This window comes from Rhizobium sp. BK379, from assembly GCF_014193955.1.
In the GTDB taxonomy this organism is placed as follows: domain Bacteria; phylum Pseudomonadota; class Alphaproteobacteria; order Rhizobiales; family Rhizobiaceae; genus Rhizobium.
In genome coordinates, this window is record NZ_JACIAD010000004.1 from 206,341 (window position 1) to 223,891 (window position 17,551).

At 54.1% G+C, this 17,551-nt stretch carries 13 protein-coding genes and 1 pseudogene; 5 read left to right on the top strand and 9 right to left on the bottom strand.

What is annotated here, in order from left to right:
- Window positions 1-61: 61 nt before the first annotated feature.
- A complete protein-coding gene (locus FHT93_RS19960) occupies window positions 62-2,614 on the bottom strand; it encodes an AMP-binding protein (RefSeq protein ID WP_183849073.1) in 2,553 nt (850 codons plus the stop codon).
- Between the two features lie 1,081 nt (window positions 2,615-3,695).
- Here FHT93_RS19960 and FHT93_RS19965 point away from each other — a divergent pair.
- Window positions 3,696-3,905 carry a hypothetical protein gene (locus tag FHT93_RS19965; protein WP_018114992.1) on the top strand — a complete coding sequence of 70 codons (210 nt, stop codon included), beginning with the start codon at window positions 3,696-3,698 and terminating at the stop codon, window positions 3,903-3,905.
- A 173-nt stretch (window positions 3,906-4,078) separates the two neighbouring features.
- Here FHT93_RS19965 and FHT93_RS19970 read toward each other — a convergent pair whose 3' ends face one another.
- From FHT93_RS19970 to FHT93_RS19985, 4 genes are all read right to left on the bottom strand, one after another.
- Entirely contained in the window at window positions 4,079-5,086 is a 1,008-nt protein-coding gene (locus tag FHT93_RS19970; protein ID WP_183849075.1) for a polysaccharide pyruvyl transferase family protein, read from the bottom strand.
- A gap of 37 nt (window positions 5,087-5,123) precedes the next feature.
- Window positions 5,124-6,266 carry a glycosyltransferase family 2 protein gene (locus FHT93_RS19975; RefSeq protein ID WP_183849077.1) on the bottom strand — a complete coding sequence of 381 codons (1,143 nt, stop codon included), beginning with the start codon at window positions 6,264-6,266 and terminating at the stop codon, window positions 5,124-5,126.
- A gap of 59 nt (window positions 6,267-6,325) precedes the next feature.
- The gene (locus FHT93_RS19980) at window positions 6,326-7,786 is read right to left on the bottom strand and encodes an oligosaccharide flippase family protein (protein WP_183849079.1); all 1,461 of its coding nucleotides are present in this window, start codon (window positions 7,784-7,786) and stop codon (window positions 6,326-6,328) included.
- A gap of 313 nt (window positions 7,787-8,099) precedes the next feature.
- Window positions 8,100-9,134 (bottom strand): glycosyltransferase family 2 protein, encoded by a 1,035-nt coding sequence (locus FHT93_RS19985; protein WP_348649789.1) that lies wholly within the window; start codon window positions 9,132-9,134, stop codon window positions 8,100-8,102.
- A 345-nt stretch (window positions 9,135-9,479) separates the two neighbouring features.
- On the opposite strand from FHT93_RS19985, the gene FHT93_RS19990 reads away from it, so the two are divergent.
- A complete protein-coding gene (locus FHT93_RS19990) occupies window positions 9,480-10,325 on the top strand; it encodes a metallophosphoesterase family protein (protein WP_183849083.1) in 846 nt (281 codons plus the stop codon).
- 982 nt (window positions 10,326-11,307) lie between these two features.
- Here the strand turns inward: FHT93_RS19990 and FHT93_RS19995 are convergent.
- Window positions 11,308-11,940 (bottom strand): HlyD family efflux transporter periplasmic adaptor subunit, encoded by a 633-nt coding sequence (locus tag FHT93_RS19995; RefSeq protein WP_183849404.1) that lies wholly within the window; start codon window positions 11,938-11,940, stop codon window positions 11,308-11,310.
- A gap of 638 nt (window positions 11,941-12,578) precedes the next feature.
- On the opposite strand from FHT93_RS19995, the gene FHT93_RS20000 reads away from it, so the two are divergent.
- The 3 genes from FHT93_RS20000 to FHT93_RS20010 all read left to right on the top strand — a co-directional run bounded on the left by FHT93_RS20000 (window position 12,579) and on the right by FHT93_RS20010 (window position 15,705).
- On the top strand, window positions 12,579-12,950 hold the full coding sequence (locus tag FHT93_RS20000) for a DUF2750 domain-containing protein (protein ID WP_183849085.1): 372 nt from the start codon (window positions 12,579-12,581) through the stop codon (window positions 12,948-12,950).
- Between the two features lie 577 nt (window positions 12,951-13,527).
- A complete protein-coding gene (locus FHT93_RS20005; protein ID WP_183849087.1) occupies window positions 13,528-13,821 on the top strand; it encodes a hypothetical protein in 294 nt (97 codons plus the stop codon).
- A 1,371-nt stretch (window positions 13,822-15,192) separates the two neighbouring features.
- Complete coding sequence (locus tag FHT93_RS20010) at window positions 15,193-15,705, top strand: hypothetical protein (protein WP_246781659.1); 513 nt, start codon at window positions 15,193-15,195, stop codon at window positions 15,703-15,705.
- A gap of 133 nt (window positions 15,706-15,838) precedes the next feature.
- Here FHT93_RS20010 and FHT93_RS20015 read toward each other — a convergent pair whose 3' ends face one another.
- The 3 genes and pseudogenes from FHT93_RS20015 to FHT93_RS35600 all read right to left on the bottom strand — a co-directional run.
- Window positions 15,839-16,210: a hypothetical protein gene (locus FHT93_RS20015; RefSeq protein WP_183849089.1), complete on the bottom strand. Its 372-nt coding sequence runs from the start codon at window positions 16,208-16,210 to the stop codon at window positions 15,839-15,841.
- 871 nt (window positions 16,211-17,081) lie between these two features.
- Window positions 17,082-17,288 (bottom strand): hypothetical protein, encoded by a 207-nt coding sequence (locus FHT93_RS20020; protein ID WP_183849091.1) that lies wholly within the window; start codon window positions 17,286-17,288, stop codon window positions 17,082-17,084.
- Between the two features lie 26 nt (window positions 17,289-17,314).
- Window positions 17,315-17,518 (bottom strand): annotated as a pseudogene (locus FHT93_RS35600) (hypothetical protein); the annotation flags it as partial.
- Window positions 17,519-17,551 lie beyond the last annotated feature (33 nt).

Consider the following 17,551-nt stretch of genomic DNA (forward strand, 5'->3'; position numbering starts at 1 on the left):
TCTTGTCCATCGGACCGTACGATCGAGTTCATTGGTCATGAACAGCTCACGGCGGTATAGCTTATCGTGCAGCTGAGATCGGGGCCTTTGCTCTGCGGATGATTCCCTGCATGAATTCGCTTTCACGGCACCAAAGCACGATATAACGCTCAGCAATAGAGTAAGCCCGAGCAACACACACACCACCGAACAGTGCAGCGATGACCGAAATCGCCGGTTCTTCGAAACCGATCAATTTCGTAACGACAGCCGCTACCTGGAAATGAGTGAGATAGATGAACAGCGATGCCGCAGCGATTTCGGCGACCGGGCGTCTCAAGAAAGCAGGAATCGGCAGCGACGGGACATACACAACAAGCGCGACACCGATACACATGCTGACCGTCCAACTCAGCAATGGCATGAGCGTATAGGTCGCCACACAGAAGAGGAGCACCACGATTGCCCGCGTGATTTGACTGTTTGCTTGCGAAATCATCACGCCGGACGCGACGAGCCACAGCATCATATGCGGCACGCGGTTATCTATGTCGGATGCATCCCAAACCAGGGGCAATAGCCACTGAAGCAGCATCGCTACTACAAAAAAGCCGAGACTGCTCGCAAACGGCGCCTTTCGCATAATGTTCCTGAGAGAAGGAATCGCGAGAAGTGCTGCAATGATCAGGAATAATTGGATATATACTTCCAGGAACCATTCATCGAAACCTGATTTCAAAGGCCAGTAGTTTCCTATTAGGAAGACGCCAGGCAGGAAAGGTTCACGGTGAAGCGTCTGATTCAAAACCACCCAGCCGGTCATCGGTATGACGACACGGACGATCGAGAGGAGAATGCCTTTTATCTGGTTGGTTCGCAGGACTTCCGGCATCTGAAAACGGCCAAGACTAATACCCGCGAGCACAAGTAACAGGTTCGACCCATTTGGCGTCCACCACCACAAATCCAAGTGATGCGTCACGACGCAAATGATCGCGTAGGCACGCAGGACGGTGCCGGTGTCCAGATATTTTATTATCGGCGACGGGGCTGGTTTTTCGCTTTGTGCTTGCTGGGCAAGCAAGGTCCGAAATTCCCCGACCGTCAACCGTTCCCATTCGGCCGGCAACTGCCCAAACATGGTTTCAAGTTCAATAGAAAACTGCACAAATTTCAGGGAGTCGCCTCCCAGACTTGCGAAGCTATCGCTTTCGGAAACCGATGCGCCGGGGAAGAATTCCTCAAACAACGCGGTCAAATTGGCTGGACCAGCCTTTTCCGAAACCTTTGAGGCATCCTCTTCCTCAAACCGGCGCTTTAGGGACTGGTAGTCGACTTTACCGGAGGCGCTGCGCGGAATCTTGGTAATCTGCCGCCCCAGGACACTGGAAGGCGGCAATTTCAGCCAGGCCGCCAACTCGCCAGCGAAATCGCCGACAAGCGCTGACTCACTAAAGACTGCGAGCTTGGTATCATTGCCGACAGCCGCAGCGACAATACTACGTCCAGCGAACCAGCGCTCCACCTCATCGAGGCTGATCCGCAACCCGAATGGCTTGATGAATCTGCTTCGCCTGCCGACAATCTTGAAAAGGCCGTCAGAATTCTGGATCGCGAGGTCTCCTGTTCGGAGTTCGTTCGGACCACCCCCAAGCGGCAACTCTTCATAGGTTTCGGCATAGCCCATCATCACGTTTGGCCCGGAATAAACGAGTTCGCCAGCGCCATCCGGCAAGGCATCGTCGCGGTCCAACCTGAATTCCCCGCCGGGAATGGCGACGCCGATAGCGTCAGGATATTTGAGCACCAGATCTGGCGGTACGTAGGACATGCGCGGAGATGCCTCCGTCTGGCCATACATCACATAAAAGCGCCAGCCGTCTCGCCGTGCCATCTGCCCAAAATAGCTTACCAGATCCGCAGAGAGGTGGCCGCCAGCCTGAGTGGCATATCGCAAATTGGGAAAGTCGTCTGAGCTAAAACCATTGCGCTCAAGCATCTGGTAAATATGGGGAACACCGGGAAAACTCGTGCATTCCAGCCTTTTGAAATCTTGCCAGAAGGCGCCATCCGTCACGGGGGCGTCAGCCAGCCAAATTGAAGCGCCAATGCTTAGATGAGAATTCAGTACGGAAAGCCCATATGAATAGTGCAGTGGCAGCGTAAGAGCGGCGCGCTCGTCGGGCGCAAGCTGCAAATATTCGGCGATGGAACGCGCGTTTGATACAACGTTGGTCTGCGAGAGCCGAACAGCTTTCGCAGCGCCTGTTGACCCGGAGGTCAAAAGCAGCAGCGCAAGTTCCGGATGGATATTTGTCGCCGCGTCCTCGCGTACTACAGGTGCTGCTCCTCCGGCATTCTGGACATACCTCGCCTTGAACGTTTTTGCGAGGTTCTCGATGACATCGTCACGAGCCCCATCAACGAGCATTACAGGGCAATTCGCACGTAACGCACCCAGGTAGGCGACTACGGTTGGGATGTCGTTGCGGCAGCCGAGGATCAGAAGGCCGCGCGCGTCGCGCAAGCCTGAGGCATAGGCGGAGACGAGGGCATCTACCTCACTATAGGAAAACGACTCACCGTCCGAACCGACCAGACAAGGTGAATCCCCATACAAAGACAGGTCAATCACATATATCTCCAAAGAAAATTAGCCAATTTAAGGTAAGCTTTCTCAAAAGCAGGATCCGATTTAGCAATCCAACGAACCCGTCATTGATTCAGAGTTTTTTGATTAAGCTCTCTCTGTCAGAGAGCCAATTGCGAAAATAAAAATTGTTGAGACAACCCATGCTCCCTCAATTGCTTCGACATCATTTGCATAGTCGAATTTAAATATAAACGAGATTACCGCCGTCAAAATAATAGACGCGATGATTCTCACAAACGCTAAAAATAACCCCATTCCTCTGTGCCTATTTCTCCAACCGTGGCAGTTTTGTTCTATAGAGAGATATTTCCGACATGAAAAGGCAATCTCTGTTAGTAGCGTTAATATCGTAAGTTTTGCGGCATTGATGCAATTCTGCAACATCTATCATGGATATGTACAGTTAATTTACGCACTGACTTGCGTATAGATCTACTCGGAATCGATTTAATTAGATGTGGAGCGTAATAGCTGGATCCAGGCCGTGGCCGTGGCCGTGGCCGTGGCCGAGACGACTGAAGGTTACTATCTTTAGACTGCCGTGCGGGCCATGCAATTGTGCATGTGGAACCGGCTGGACAAGTGAGCGTTTCGATGCCCTGTGAGAGGGATCGAGTCCCGGACCGTACACCGCAGGATCGGCTCTACCGGCAAGGTCCGGATGCAACAGGCAGGCCCGCCCGAGAGCGTGGTACGGGCGAGTGTTCGAGGCGATATGCTCGCCCATGAGCCGTTGCCTGCGACGATGGACGATGCGCTCGCACAAAGCGTAATCCGTCTGGCGGCCGGTGGATCGGACGAACGATCCATTGCTGCCGCTTGATGCGTCCGGCTTTCCGAAAATCGATTCGGATTTTCGGCTGACGCTGTCGGCTGGAGCAATGACTTCCGGCTGCTAGAATCCAGGCCTCGCTGAGCGCTCAAGCGGTATAACGTGCGGCTTTCACGGGAGGCCTCTCACCCGTCGGTCAAAACCGACATGACCCCATTGCGTGCAGGAGCAAGACGGGGCAAGCACCTTCACGCCAAGGCTCCCCTCGGCAGGTGAAACGCCCAAACCTCCATGGCCGGCCTGCGCTGCGATGCCATGGCCGCCTCCTTCGTCGTCGAGGGCGCCATGGACGGCTACGAGTGCGACAGTCACCTGCGCGCACAGCCCGCCCCCACCATCAAACCATGCGACATTTGTCATCTGGGACAAGGTCAACGCCGCAAAAGCCTAAGAGCGGCCGCCGCCATCGCTGTAAAGAAGGCGCGGATCTTGTTTCTGTAGCGATACTCGCCAGACCTCTTGCATTGAGTTGTCCTTACAAACTCAAGTCACTCCTGCGAAGGCAAAATGGCAAGAACCTGCGACCGGCAAAGCCGTGAGAAAATGTTCTCACGGCAGGAGTGCTGCAAAGACCTCAAGGGAGCCGGATGGGGCAAATCGATCGCCAGACCGCTTCAGATCGCCAGGTTTTGCCGTTCTTTGAGGACGGAAATTGCCTCATCGAGCGACTGAGCGAAGTAACGATTTTCACTAAACGTTCCCCACGCTTTGGCAAAGCCGCTGATTTTGCCATAGCTGTTGTCGATGACAACGTGCGGAATATCCAGAAGGGTGCAAAGAATATGCCCGTGAAGGCGGTCTGTGATAACAGTACGCCCCTTAGACAGCAGTTCAGTGCCAGTTTTCAAGCGGGTACGGGCGACCATCTCCAGCAGATTGCCTCTGCGATGATGCTTGTTACCGGGGAGCAGCAGCCACGGTTCATGCGCATTGGCCGAGAGATATGATCTGATCTTATTAAGTTTCGAATTGTCGGAAACCTCTTCCGGCCAGTCAACGACAAGAACACGATCCTTCGGATATTGATGCTTCGATGTGTCGACACCGCGCGTCTCTTTGTCCTGCCGCAAAAGCATCAATAGCTCATGCGTAGGCGCGAGCCGGTCTCGTTTCTCGATCATGAAAGCGCTGTCGGGGCACAGCCTGATATCCGCTTTGAAATTTTCTTTCGCAAAATCAAAGCTACGCTGATCGCGTACCAGCAATACGAAATTCTTATGCGCTTCGCACAACGCGGCCATGCTGGCAGCCTTCGCGGGGTCCTGGTAAAAGATGGTTTGAGGAAGCTGGATCACTCTTCTGTTCGGGTAGCGCCTCAGAATTTCTTCGTGAAAATCATTGAATTCCGGCCATAGGTCGCCAAAATTTCCTCCGCCGTGAATGAAAATGGGACCGTCACCAATGGCGTTTTCCATGTCCGTCCAATTGGTGTGATGGACTGACGAAATATAGGCAGGCCGCAACGAAAACCGCTTAAATAGATCGGACTCACCCACGTAAATAGCACTATCACCTACGTTATTGTGGTCCGGAAAGTCCACCAAAGCAAATTTCCCGTCCTTCGGGATAAGATCACTCATATTCGAGAGTATCGTTTTTTGCAAATGAGGCACGATGCTCATGTTATATTCTCCGTGGACAGGAATTATAATTCCGATTTTAGTTTGTCAGGGCGGTGGATTGCTTGCGTTTCAAGAGGATATTCTTTGTATTGCTTGCGGCGGCTCGTGCGATGTTTTCCAGTGACGGTTGCAGCGCAAAGGCTTCGGAGAGCTTGCCAAGCTTCAATAAGCGCAAAGCTGTTTTGCCTTTCAGTCGGCTTATTTCCCGCTTGTTCTGTGCGGACAAGGTTACTTGGCGGAGAGCTTCACCGATGAAGGTGCAATCCTGATGATCGGGAACATAAGGTCTATACTCCATCAATGAGAGGAGTTTTGCAGAACTGGCAGCCTTTAGGTAGCTGCGTTCATCCGCTGACAGAGATTGTCCAGCAATTTCCAGTATGTTGCTGAGTGTCTTCGCGCGCTCATAGTCCGCACGCAGCCCGGGCGAGAAATCGATATCCGGCAGCCCTTGGAGACGACGCTTATAGGAAATTGCCGCCATTTGCGAAGCAACTGCGGCCACGCGGCCGTTGACGATAGACGCGCTGGAAATGCTGCCACTATGGATGCGGTACTCCCCGTGAATATCACGCAAATTATGCAGGCGGCCGAAGTCCAACAGGCGCCAATAGAGATCCGTATCCTCCGCATGGACAACGTAGCGGTAACCTCCGGCCTTCCTTATCGCATCCAGGCGGACCATCAGAAAAGGGTGCATAAGGTAAGGCTCTTTTGACGGCAACCAATCGGGGTCCGGCCGAACATCACCGTAAAGCCTCGACTGTGTGCCGATTAAATTCCCGGATTGATCGATATGTCGAATGTTTGAACCTACCGCTACGTAGTCTTTCTCGCCCTGCAGAAACCTCAGTTGCGCTTCAAAACGATCGGGGTAGGCCAGATCGTCGGCATCATGCCGAGCAATGAACTCAGCGTTGCAAACCGCCAGTCCCGCATTCAGTGCCGATACGATACCTCCGTTGACGGTCGTCAAAACCTGAATGCGCTCATCGCTCTCCGCGATCTTGTTTAGAATTTCCCGCGTTCGGTCGGTCGAACCGTCGTTGACGATAATGATCCTGACATCGCGGATCGTCTGGGACTGGATGCTGGCAACAGCGGACTCGATTGTTGTCTCTGCGTTATACGCCGGAATGAGAACGTCTATCTGAGCCCTATGGAGCGATGTGCCATCCATCCTCGATCTCCTCTTGTTGCTTGAGCCGGTTGAACTACCGAATGCAGATTGCTGTTTACCTATCTGCGAACGGCGCTGCGAAGAAACAGTACGTTTTCGCGGCCAATATCAAAGGCGAGAAGTGCAACGGATGCCGCGTATGCGGCTGTGAAAATTGCACCAAACAGCAATAGGCTGAGTACAATATTCAATTCGCCCAGGCCCGCCCATGTGCGGGTGGCTTCGACGGCAAAAAAGGCCATCCCGCAGGCCAGCATAGGCACGCCTACAGGCCGGACCATGGCCTTCCAATTGAGCGAAAGCGCTCTGAGCGTCGCACCAAAGGAGAACGGTGTCAGACAAACAAGGCTAATGCAGTAGAGCATTGCCGTACCAGCCACGCTATCCATACGTATAAAATAAAGAGGAGGCAGCACCAATGCAGCTTTCAGAATGACTAGCCACAACAGAGCTTGAGGACGGCCGAGCGCGGTCAGGTAGGACGCATTGATAAACTGTACGCAATGAATCCCGCCCATCAGCAGCAAAGGAACCATGACGTGCTCCGCACCAGCCCACTTTTGGCCAAACATGATATGATTGACCTCTGGAGCAAGGGCAGCGAGAGCGCAGAACACGGGCGTACCGAAAAATGCTCCGATTGAAGAGCTACGAAGGTACAGACGCTGCAAGCGTGCTTTATCGTCGGAGACCTTGGACAGCATGGTCAATCCAACATTTGAAATACTGGATTGAAGAAGCTGCAACAGCAATTGGTATAGGCGCGAAGACACCGTGAAGAGCGCGAGCGACGTTGGACCGTAAACAAGCAAAATAACGAAATCGATGCTCCTCAACGTGAAGAAATCGATAAGGCGCTGTCCGACGACGTTGGCACCGAACTTGCTGAGCCCTGTCAACGTGCCCCAGCCCAGATCGCCGCTCGGCTTCCACACGGGCTTCGCCCAAAGCCAAACGACACTCGTCAGTGTCTGGGCGCCGAACTGACCGATCAATGCCCATGTTCCTAAGCCCATGAGGGCCATGGCGACACCGACAACACCACCGATGATGATCCCGGCAAGAGTGCGCATAGCCAGCGCGCGGAATTGGACATGACGCCGGTACATCGCATCCTGAAAGCTTGCGAGCGTGAGGAATGGGCAGATTGCAGCCGTCCCGATCAGATAAGGCGCCAATCCTTCAACCTTCATCAGACGCGCAATGTCCTCGGACATGAAGGCGGCAATGCCTGCAAGTGCCGTAGAAAGGATCATGGATGCATAGAACGGTATGTTTACGTCGCTGTCCTTCAGGCCCTGCTTTTGGATGAGCGCGTCGCCGTATCCAAATTCGGCAACAAGAGAGAGCATTGTCATCACGAGGAATGCAGAAGAGGCAATACCGAACTGCGCAGGTGCAAGCAGACGAGCGAGAAGGACAAATACGACCATACTGAGCGCGCGACCGCCCCAGTTCTGGAAGAGTGACCAGAAGAGAGCGCTAACCGCACGACGACGAAAGTTGCTCATATCATTCATGGCGGTCACTCTTGTCGGAACACTCCTGGTAAAGTTTTGGCGGAGAGATGCTTTTGAGGTACGATCGGACGACCAACTGGTTTTCCCGCATCAATCTTCGGCCTCTTTCCATCATAGCCCGATGTGAAAAAAGTTCGAGCGGAGGAACATCTTTCCGCGCCAACTATCGAACAACCTGTCAAACTTAGGGATCAGGCACAAACTCTTTTGCAGAGCAGCATATTTTCCGCAAAGCAATATATGGCCGTTCTCACGAGGTCAATCCGCCAGCATTCATCAATTCCACCGTGGGAAGGAGGAGTTCTCGACTATGCTACTCCTTAATCCGGCCGCCACCAAATTGTCGCCATTGGCGTTCGCGATCACCTGCTAGGTTCGGATTAATCTGCGTAAGAAGCCGTCTCACCCTCTCACCAATTACGGGTGAAATGATGCAAACGAGGCGATAAAGGGTCCAGCGGCTCAGGAAGGCTTCTTTGTAGTGCCTTGAAAAGATTATCCGGATCGCACTGCGTCGGCGACCCGCGCGCGCGGCGTCAAGCACGGCGGCCACGGCAATGCGTTCCAGAAACCCGGTCCTGGCTCTCTCGTCGTCGCGGGGAATTTTCAGACCCTCGATATACTCATACAGCGCATCCTCCCGGCGATTAAGCGTCAACGATTGGGAAATCGAGTCGGGATTGAGCCTGTATTCCGAAACAAAACGATCAACGTAAACGAAAGAGTGTTTGTTGGCGGCGAGCGCGATACGAATACCGAAGTCCGCATCGACTGCATGGCCAATCTCCTTTTCGGATCGATAGCGTGTCGTCCGGGCAAGCTCGCTTGTCACGAGGAAACCGTTGTTGGGAATCTGCTGCGAGAGAGCGGCCGAGAGGTTCGATGTCTGCCGGCCAGTAAACTCACGCGTACGAAAGTAGCGATGGTTCCAGCTGTCTGTACGATCTGGTAATATATTGCCGATATAATCGGTCAGATATTGCTTTCCGTAGAAGCATTGCGCACCAGGGTACTTTAACCACGCTTCGTAAAGGGTTTTGGTAGCGTCTGCGCAAAGCCGGTCGTCATCATGCAGGAATATCAGGTATTGCGAGTTTGCGTTGTCGATCAGCCAGTTCAGATTGGCCGCCTGGCCAATCGTTTCGGAATGTTTCCAATATTTTATCTCGACATGAGGTTGCCGTGAAAACCGGTTCACAATCGCCGCGCTTTTTTGATCCTGCGAATCATCGCCAACCAAAATCTCTGCGGGAAGCAACGGTTGTCTAAGACAGCTAGCCAGCGCCGCCTCGAGCATTTTCGGGCGATTGCAAGTTGGAATGCATACGGAAACGATGAAATCGGCCACGTGGCAATCCCAATTCTGTTGGCGGTAGTGTCCGTCCTTTTGATATTCGAACGATCGAAGATTCAACTTGGTGGTTTTGGGTGTCGTATCCAAATAACTGTGTATCCGTCAGGATTAATCCTTACGGATTTAGTAAATAACATTGAAAATACATGGCCAGGAAGATTCAATACAAGGATGGCGAAATAAAGATGAAATTATTCGTTGAATTTTCCCTCGAGCAGCAACCGTTATGATTGTAGCATCGCGTCAGACCACAACCCTTGGAGCATGGTCAGCGCGATTTGATCGCGACCATCGCCTGCAGATCTACCCAGGCCAATAAACCTTAATAAGCTAGTGACCATGAACAAAGCATCGAAAGCCGAAAGAAAGCGGACGCATAGCATTCCAAGAACCGGCGCCTATGGCTTGCTGCAAAAGCTGATGGGAAAGGAGGCCTCGCCGGCAGACAGCGTGGTCCAGCCTATGCGTTCGAGACCAAACGTTGAACCGGGCGAATTCCCTGTGATTTATGCAATCGGTGACGTGCATGGGTGCTATGACCAACTGCTCGACGCAGAACGACGCATCCGGGAAGATAGTGCGATCCATGCTGAGAAGACGCTCGTTGTGTTGCTGGGCGACTATTTGGACCGCGGACGCCGCTCGCGAGATGTGATTGAGCATTTGTGCCGCCCACCAGCCGCTGGAGATAAGCGGATTACGCTCTGCGGCAATCACGAAGAAGCATTTCGGCGGTTCCTTCAAAAGCCGGACGCTTTCCCAGAGTGGTCGCGCTTTGCAGGTCCGGAAACCTTGTCCTCCTATGGTGTCGATGGCACTTATCTGATGCGGCACGGCGGAACGCCCGCACTGGATCGCGCGTTGCGGGATGCTGTTCCGGCCCATCATCGCAACTTCATCGAGGAACTACCCTCCATGTTGACAGTTGGCGATATTGTCTTCGTCCATGCCGGCCTGAGGCCAGGAGTACCTTTGTCTCAGCAGCGAGATTCGGACTTGCTCTGGATGCGCGAGCCGTTTCTTAGTCGAGGACCGGAACTACCGATGCTGGTTGTCCATGGGCACACACCGGTTCACCGGCCGTTCTTTGGAAACGGTCGCATCGGCATAGATACTGGCGCTTTCGCGACGGGTAGGCTTACTGTGCTGAGGATTATGAACCGCCAGGCCGTCATCATTAACTAGACCCAGCATCGTAGATCGGCAAATAGCCCATATTCCTGGGCCGCCGCGAGGCTCATATCGGTCAGTGCGGTTTGTTGACCGCGCCGGACCACCGTATGAAGTCGAAGGCGCCGCATGCCCCCACAGGCGTAGCTTGATCCTCAATGTGCCCAAAAAAGGCAGATCAAACCAGTCCCTAGAAAAATTACAATCAGCGCTAGGTAGGGGGACGTCATCGACTTTCGTTCCAAAGGCCTATCGCCCCGAAACCCGAACTCGCGACGTTCTTCCACGAATCCTGCAAAGACTTCATCATATTCGATGTACACAGCCCAAATCCTCCCGACCAATACAGAGAGCAGAAGCGTTGCGGGACACTTCGCCACGCGGTCGTCAAAATCCTAAGCTGTTGACTGGCGATAGCAATTAGCTCAATGGTCGTAACCCCACTACCCTGCGATCCCGTCTCGGTCGGGTGGCTTGCGGAACTCGAAAGCGCTCGCGGCAAATCCGCTGTCGCAAGACAGAAATCGACGCAGCCTGGCAACGCTTCGAGCCAAACGAAAATAATTCGGTATTTGTTGACCCTGCTCCTGCCTCGTTGATTCATGACAGAAGCCTAACGAGCCCGACCGATGCATCCCAAAGCTGCCAGTGGGACGAACGTCACCTACGTGAGCGGCCTGTCAATCATGACCAACTCGAACGTCGGTGATCTTGTCCATCCAAACGACCTGGGCGGGGGCGAGATTGCGGCGAGTCTGGCCGCTATCGTGGCCTCACGACTTGGCTGGACTTCGGCAGCCAAACCGATGCATCGGCAATACGTGCCATCGCGTCCAGCGGATGTGCAGAAGGCATTCGGTGAAACGGGCAGGGGTCATAGCGGGCTCCAGTTCACATTGCTCGATACAACACACGCCTCGCGTACGCGTCAATCAGACAGACGCTAGCTTTGTCGCATATCACCTGTTCGCCAACTGGCCAGGGCTCAAGTCAATCTCTACCGCTCCCTCATTGCCTCGGACTGCACCTCGGCGATAGGCGAGAACAGATATTCCAGTATCCGCAGGCTTCCCGTCTTGACCTCGACCGACACGGCCATGCCGGGAGACAGCGGTTCGGAGATGCCATCGACATTGATCGCGCCAACATCAGGAACGACTGTGATCGGAAACACCACGTTCTGAACCCTCTGTGCGTTGCCGATCGGCATTGAGCTCTGCAGCTGCTTGTCCGGCTGCCCCTCTAGCTGCTGCGCATCGGGTTCCGGAATAGCATCCGTCGCGACCCGTGTGACCTTTCCTTCGATCACTCCGTAACGCGTGAACGGGAAGGCCTGAACCTTGATCACGGCCAGCTGACCGGGCGCGACGAAGCCGATGTCCTGGTTGGGTAAGTAGGCCTCGATCTCCAGCGCTGCATTTTCCGGAACGACCCGCATCAGTTCCGATCCGGCCATGACCCCCTGGCCGACGGTCGTAATGGCGGATGTCTGCACCGTCCCGTTAATCGGGCTTTTGATCGTCATGGCGTCCAGCTTCTTCTCAGCCCGGATAAGCTGCTGCTCCTGCTCGTCGATCTGCCGCTGCGCCTCAGTCTGCTTTTCGACATTCTCCGCAATGAACGCCTTAATCGCTTTCTCGCCCTCTGTAGCGGCAACCGCTAGGGCGGCTGGTGCTTCATCGGCCTAAGAATTTTATGATACGTTGCTACTTTAGGACTGGCTACTTTGCTGAGCGCCAATGCGAATACGGTGGATGATACTAGCTACCCTAACAAGCCTGTTGATGTGGGCCGGTCTAATCGAGGTCGCCTCCGTGCTCCTCCCAAGCCAAGGTGCGTCAGAACCTGGAAAATGCACCAACGGAGTGCAGGTTTTACGAAACTTCACCTAACGCCGGATCATCAACTGCCCGCACAACGGCAACATTCGCCATTGCGCTGGCCGAAACATAACATTAGGGGATTGATCGCTCTCTACCCCGAGGGCAAAAAGGGGAGTGCGGTCATCTGCGCACACTTTTGACGGCGCTCCCCACCTCCAGCTTCCGGGCCGTCGCTATTTCCGAGTTACGCCGGCCCGAGGCCGAAGCCTACGCGTGGTAACGACCCATTCTCGACGCATCGACAAAGTGCGGTGACTGGTTTTAAAAGATGGCCACGATTTGACGTGGCTTCGTCAGCCTCAACCTGCGTCATACCTCTTGCGGAAGCATGGGTTTCGAACTTGCTCACTTGCAGAGATCCGAATTTTCTGAGCATCCTTGCAGAATGAGTATTTCTGCCATCAATGCCGATGCCTTCGTCAAAGAAGTGCTGAGAGGCGCACAGGTTTGGGGCATCAGAGACAGTGACGGGTTCCCGACCTCCACCAACGCGTCCGGCGAAACCGCAATGCCGTTTTGGTCTTCTGAAAAGAGGGCATTATCGATCATCAAAAACGTTCCAGCGTACAGCGACTTCAAGCCGGAGCCTATTCCCTTGTCTGTATTCATCGACCGGTGGCTGGCGGGCTTGCAAACGGATGGCCTCTACTGCGGTCTTAACTGGTCAGGTGAGAGAGCAACGGGATACGATCTAGCTCCCATGAATTTGATGGCTCGATTGGCGGCTGCCGATCATCCGAAAAAAATCGTATCGTGAAGACTCGACGCGTTCACTTGGAGGCGGTGATGATCGCGTTTGGCATCCAGACTGGTGGACCTGAACGGAACGGGTGATCAAATACGATCTGCTGCAACAATCGCCCACCGCCCCGTCATCAAACGACGGCTTCAATTCGCGGTCGATGGCGGCTGCGGCTTCTGAGCCTCTTCGCTGCAGCTCGATAGCTGAAGCCTTTTGCAACTCTCCTGCGGGTCTTCAACCCGCGGGCCTATCGCATGACCAAGGGATATCAATAACGCCAGAACGCATTTGAATAGAATCACGGATGCTCCCTCGGCAACCGGTGAATTGTCGAGGCGTATCGAGGCTGTTGCAAGGCAGCTATTTGCAGGCGCCGACCCCTAGTTATTCCGAGTGACCATTGGGTGTGGTGTCGCCCAGTCCAAGGAGCCGGCGCCAGAATATGGTCCAGACGAGCTTTTTGGAGCAAGTCGCCAATACGGCTTAACCCACCGCCCCATCATCTTATGCCTCACGCCTTGGCAGAAAAATGCGGGCGTATTACGGTCGGCGTAATGCAGTCGGGACGCGAGCGCATCGACACAGGGGCGAGATGACACTAGAAGAAAAAGCCTTGGTAATATTCGGCCTTGGTCTTTCAGGCTACTTCATGATCTACGGATGGTATTGGTACCTCCGGTCGCTCAAGTTCTACTACCAGCGTGACTGGGATCTGACCGAGGATTTCGGTCCGACGATATACAAAGCCGACCCCGGTGATGAAGATAACGAGGCTGGCCCGAAGCTCAAATTCCTAGTGTTCCTACCGATGATTGCTGTGTTAGGCACAATATTGTTCGTAGGCCTAACCTTAGGCGTCCTCGGCGTGATCCCTCGCTATCAATAGTTCGCAGGATGATTTGTAGGCGGCAAGAAAACGCCAGCGCCTAAGTCGTAGGCACCGGCCATGCGTATCTACAAGGTGCCTCGCCTGGTATTCGCGATTTGACGCGGTTTTCGTAATCGGAACCCACCGCCCATCATCAAAAGCGTGCCGCTCGTCGATCCCACGATCAGGCCACACGCGGAGTTGTCAACCACACCTTGACGTGCAACCTTGTCGAACAATTCTTTCCGATATGGGGCAGTTCGAGATGCCAGTAAATACTGTCCCATCTCCGCCTTGGTGGAGAATAGTGATTGCGTTAATCGTGGCCCCCCTGATCGCTTCTGTCGCATTTGCGGTTTACAGGCCGGCGTACGAGGGCCTTGCGGATATGTCGGAGCGCATTATCCGAACGTATGCTTGATGCACACGAGCGTGACGCTTTTCGAGCGTAAGTATCGCTGCGTCGCAGAGCTTCACGACTTTTTCGCGGAATCCCTCGTCGCCCATCAACCGATCGGCTCTACGCACGAAATCGACGATAGAAGTAGCGAGGGACGAGGTGGGGCCGCGCGATTTATGATCCGCCAAGGACGATATGAAATACTCGTGCCCCTCTTGCGCAAACTCGAACATCGAGCCAGGGAAATACGCGTCCAGCGCTTCGATGAACGCAAGCAATGATCCTTGAAGACCGGCATTCGATAATCTTGGGTGTTCCGTAAATACTCAACCGCGGACTGTACCTGCGGATATAACTCGCTGCGAGCTTGAGCGAGTTTCCGTCGATACTCTAAAAATTCGTGAAACCTTGCTTTCGCTTCAGTGCCATTCTTCGCCAGAGCAAAGCCTGCACGGAGTTCGGCGATCCCATCGGCGTATGTCCTGAAAACCGGTTGCAGGGCTACGAACATCGGCTCGATATATGCAGTGAAGATCCTCTTTCGTTTCGTTTCTTGATTGGGAAATGCGGCTCGCCACTTACTAAGGATATCTAAAGTCTTGGTTAGACCATCTATCGCCGCTCCTATGGATGCCATTGTCAGCAGGACCATGTCTTCGCCTCCACGATCAGGCCGAAATAATGAACGAATAGTCCCTCGACCACAATGTCTGAAGCGTTCGCTGCGCTGGCGATGATCTTAGGGGCAAAAAGAAGCCCGCCGAAGCGGGCGAGTTAGGGGTCACAACAGGAAAGTGGACCGCACGGCGAGGGCCGCGGATGGGCACTGTTGGAGACAGTTTCACCACGCGATCCAGCGCTTCAACTGAGATCTATCGCAAATGTTCCCGGCCGTTCGATTAGGCCGGCTTTTCGTTATCCGCATGCCGGCACTTGCCCGGTCGAAATGGCATTGAAAGGGCAGAGCAGGGACAAGGATGGCAGATGACATGAGCAACAACAACGATGCCCACCGCGTATATACCGACGCCATCACCGCCCAGCTCGGCGAGCGGGTCACCAATCTCGGGCGCCGGCAGACAGATCTCGAAACTGAGGTTCGGTCAGGCTTCAAGAACATCGACACCGCCGTAACATCGCTTGCGAACGAAACGCGTGCCTCGATCGCCGCGCTGTCGACGAACCTTGCGGAGCGCAACAAGCCGCAATGGCAGGCCTTGGGCGTAGCTCTGACCTTCGCTGCCATGCTGGGCGGCCTGGCATACCTTCCGATCCGAGAGGCGACCAGCGACCTTAAGGCCTCGGTTAACATCCTGGCTGACAAGATGGTTACGCAGCAGGAATTGGAGTGGCGTACCGCTCGATCGGCAGAGGATCGCGCTAGGACTGACGCTGCGGTGAAGGATCTGCGCAATGCCCAAGTCCGCGGGAAGAGCTCGGTCGGGTGTTCGGCAGCTACGACCAGCGCATCACCGATCAGCAAAGACAGATCGACGAGGTGAAGACTGCACAGGGAGCGATTTACGGCGCCCGGGATGTGCTGATTGAATTGCGGGAGAACCAGCAGCGGTTGGAGCGAGAATGTCCTCGCTAAGAGCTATCTCCGGGGCTTCTTCGTCCCGTTGACAATCGAACTTACGGAGTGGTGCGTAGGATGTCCTGCATGCTCTTGTGAAACATGTAGAAACTCATGAACAGCGCGTAAAGCAGAGCCAAAAAGATTGTTGTCTCTGTCCCTGCCATAGACGAAGTCAATGATGCTTGCTGAACCGGGGCCGCCTGTGCGGCATTTGCGACGGGAAACGATGCCTCGTACGATGCGTAGAGGATATTGAAGATAATGCATGCCAACGGCACCACCGACATACCATTGGCAAACATGCCGAGAAACATGTTAATCGGCATGCTCCATTTCTTGCAGGTAAACTTGAACCACGCCCAAAAAACCACGCCAATAAATGGCCCGGCGGTAATAGTTGCGAACGTGATCTGCTGAGCTGAAAGCATGTCTATACGAGATGCGAAACCTTCGCACCGAACACGCCCAACGCACCAATGATTGCGCTAACCGTCAACTGTTCAATTGGCGTCGAAAAGAAGTTACTAGCCCACAGCTCGATTACGCCCGAGGAGAACAGGGCGAAGAGGAAAAATATCCTGATTATCGTAATGGCTCTGGTCACCTGGTTAACCTGTCGTTTCCGAGAAGGTCCCCCTAAGAATGCTTCTCTGCTCATGATGTTCCCCCCCCCGAGCGTGGAAATATGGTTAAGGAAATGGCGAAAGTTAGGGTGCCAAGCCAAATTTTCGTCAGTGGTGCGGTTGTGGACGTATATTGTAGTATCAACCTTTTGCCAAGGTTGCGTCGCGGTAAAATTCAACTGTATCAACAATAGCGACGAGTGGGGTAGCGTAAAAGCTGTCTGTTGGTATGTATCAGCAGCAACCAATGGGCATAATCCGGAGTAGTCTTCAGAATTGGAATTGACTGCTTCCCTCCGTTTTTGCGCACCGTCGTTTTTGCTTATCGGTCGTGCGCTGCCTTCGTCTGCTCGTAATGCTCCTCGGCCATCCGTGGAGCCTCGCGCAAAGTTCTACACCGTCGCTGCAGGCCTTGATTTCTTGGCTCACCACTGCCAACTCATTTACAGGGAGGGCGACGGAGACTCCAGTGCTGCAAGCGTACACTGTGACGATCGACCCATTTCATAAGAATTGGCGAGGACAGGGCGAGCCGCCTGTCTGGCACACTTGGGTAACCGCGTCATCTGTCGAAGACGCCGTCCGTATCGGTAGGCGGACGCGAGACGCGTTCGGGACTCCGTTGCCAAGAGATGCGAAGGTCACGGCGGAACTTCGGTTTATGTAGCTGGCGGATCTAGCTAGCTTCGACCGCTCCCAAGCTTTCGAAAGAACTTATCTGCTCACCCGTCGCGTTGAGTGGAGCGCGAACTCTCGCAATCTTTCCGGCGTCGCAGATTGCCTTTACCGCATCGAACGCTTCCCCATAACTATCGTAGGTCTTCGCGGTATCCGCCGCTGTTCCATCGACGGCATAGCTTTCGACGTACCAGTTCCTAGACATCTCACTCTCTCCTCAGAATCATGTCCACGCCCACGGTATGTCTGAGGGACTCCCGCGGCCTCATGGCACTGAGCAAGCGTTTCCAGCCAGGCAGCCAAGCCGGACGGCACTTCAGCATTCCCTGCTTCCAGCGCTTCCACCCACGACAGATCGCATTGCAGCGCACTGGCCAGATTAATTGGCGTCCAGCGTATGTGCAGAAGGCATTCGGTGAAACGAGCGGGGGTCATGGTGGCTCCTGTTTGCATTGCTCGATACAATAC

Bases quoted from the DNA above. Each gene is read 5' to 3' on its own strand.
- FHT93_RS19970 (WP_183849075.1), bottom strand. From the start codon at position 5,086: ATGAGCATCGTGCCTCATTTGCAAAAAACGATACTCTCGAATATGAGT.
- FHT93_RS20015 (WP_183849089.1), bottom strand. From the start codon at position 16,210: ATGCTTTCAGCTCAGCAGATCACGTTCGCAACTATTACCGCCGGGCCA.
- FHT93_RS19980 (WP_183849079.1), bottom strand. From the start codon at position 7,786: ATGAATGATATGAGCAACTTTCGTCGTCGTGCGGTTAGCGCTCTCTTC.
- FHT93_RS20010 (WP_246781659.1), top strand. From the start codon at position 15,193: ATGAGCAACAACAACGATGCCCACCGCGTATATACCGACGCCATCACC.
- FHT93_RS20005 (WP_183849087.1), top strand. From the start codon at position 13,528: ATGACACTAGAAGAAAAAGCCTTGGTAATATTCGGCCTTGGTCTTTCA.
- FHT93_RS19975 (WP_183849077.1), bottom strand. From the start codon at position 6,266: ATGGATGGCACATCGCTCCATAGGGCTCAGATAGACGTTCTCATTCCG.
- FHT93_RS19990 (WP_183849083.1), top strand. From the start codon at position 9,480: ATGAACAAAGCATCGAAAGCCGAAAGAAAGCGGACGCATAGCATTCCA.
- FHT93_RS20000 (WP_183849085.1), top strand. From the start codon at position 12,579: ATGAGTATTTCTGCCATCAATGCCGATGCCTTCGTCAAAGAAGTGCTG.
- FHT93_RS19965 (WP_018114992.1), top strand. From the start codon at position 3,696: ATGGCCGGCCTGCGCTGCGATGCCATGGCCGCCTCCTTCGTCGTCGAG.
- FHT93_RS20020 (WP_183849091.1), bottom strand. From the start codon at position 17,288: ATGTCTAGGAACTGGTACGTCGAAAGCTATGCCGTCGATGGAACAGCG.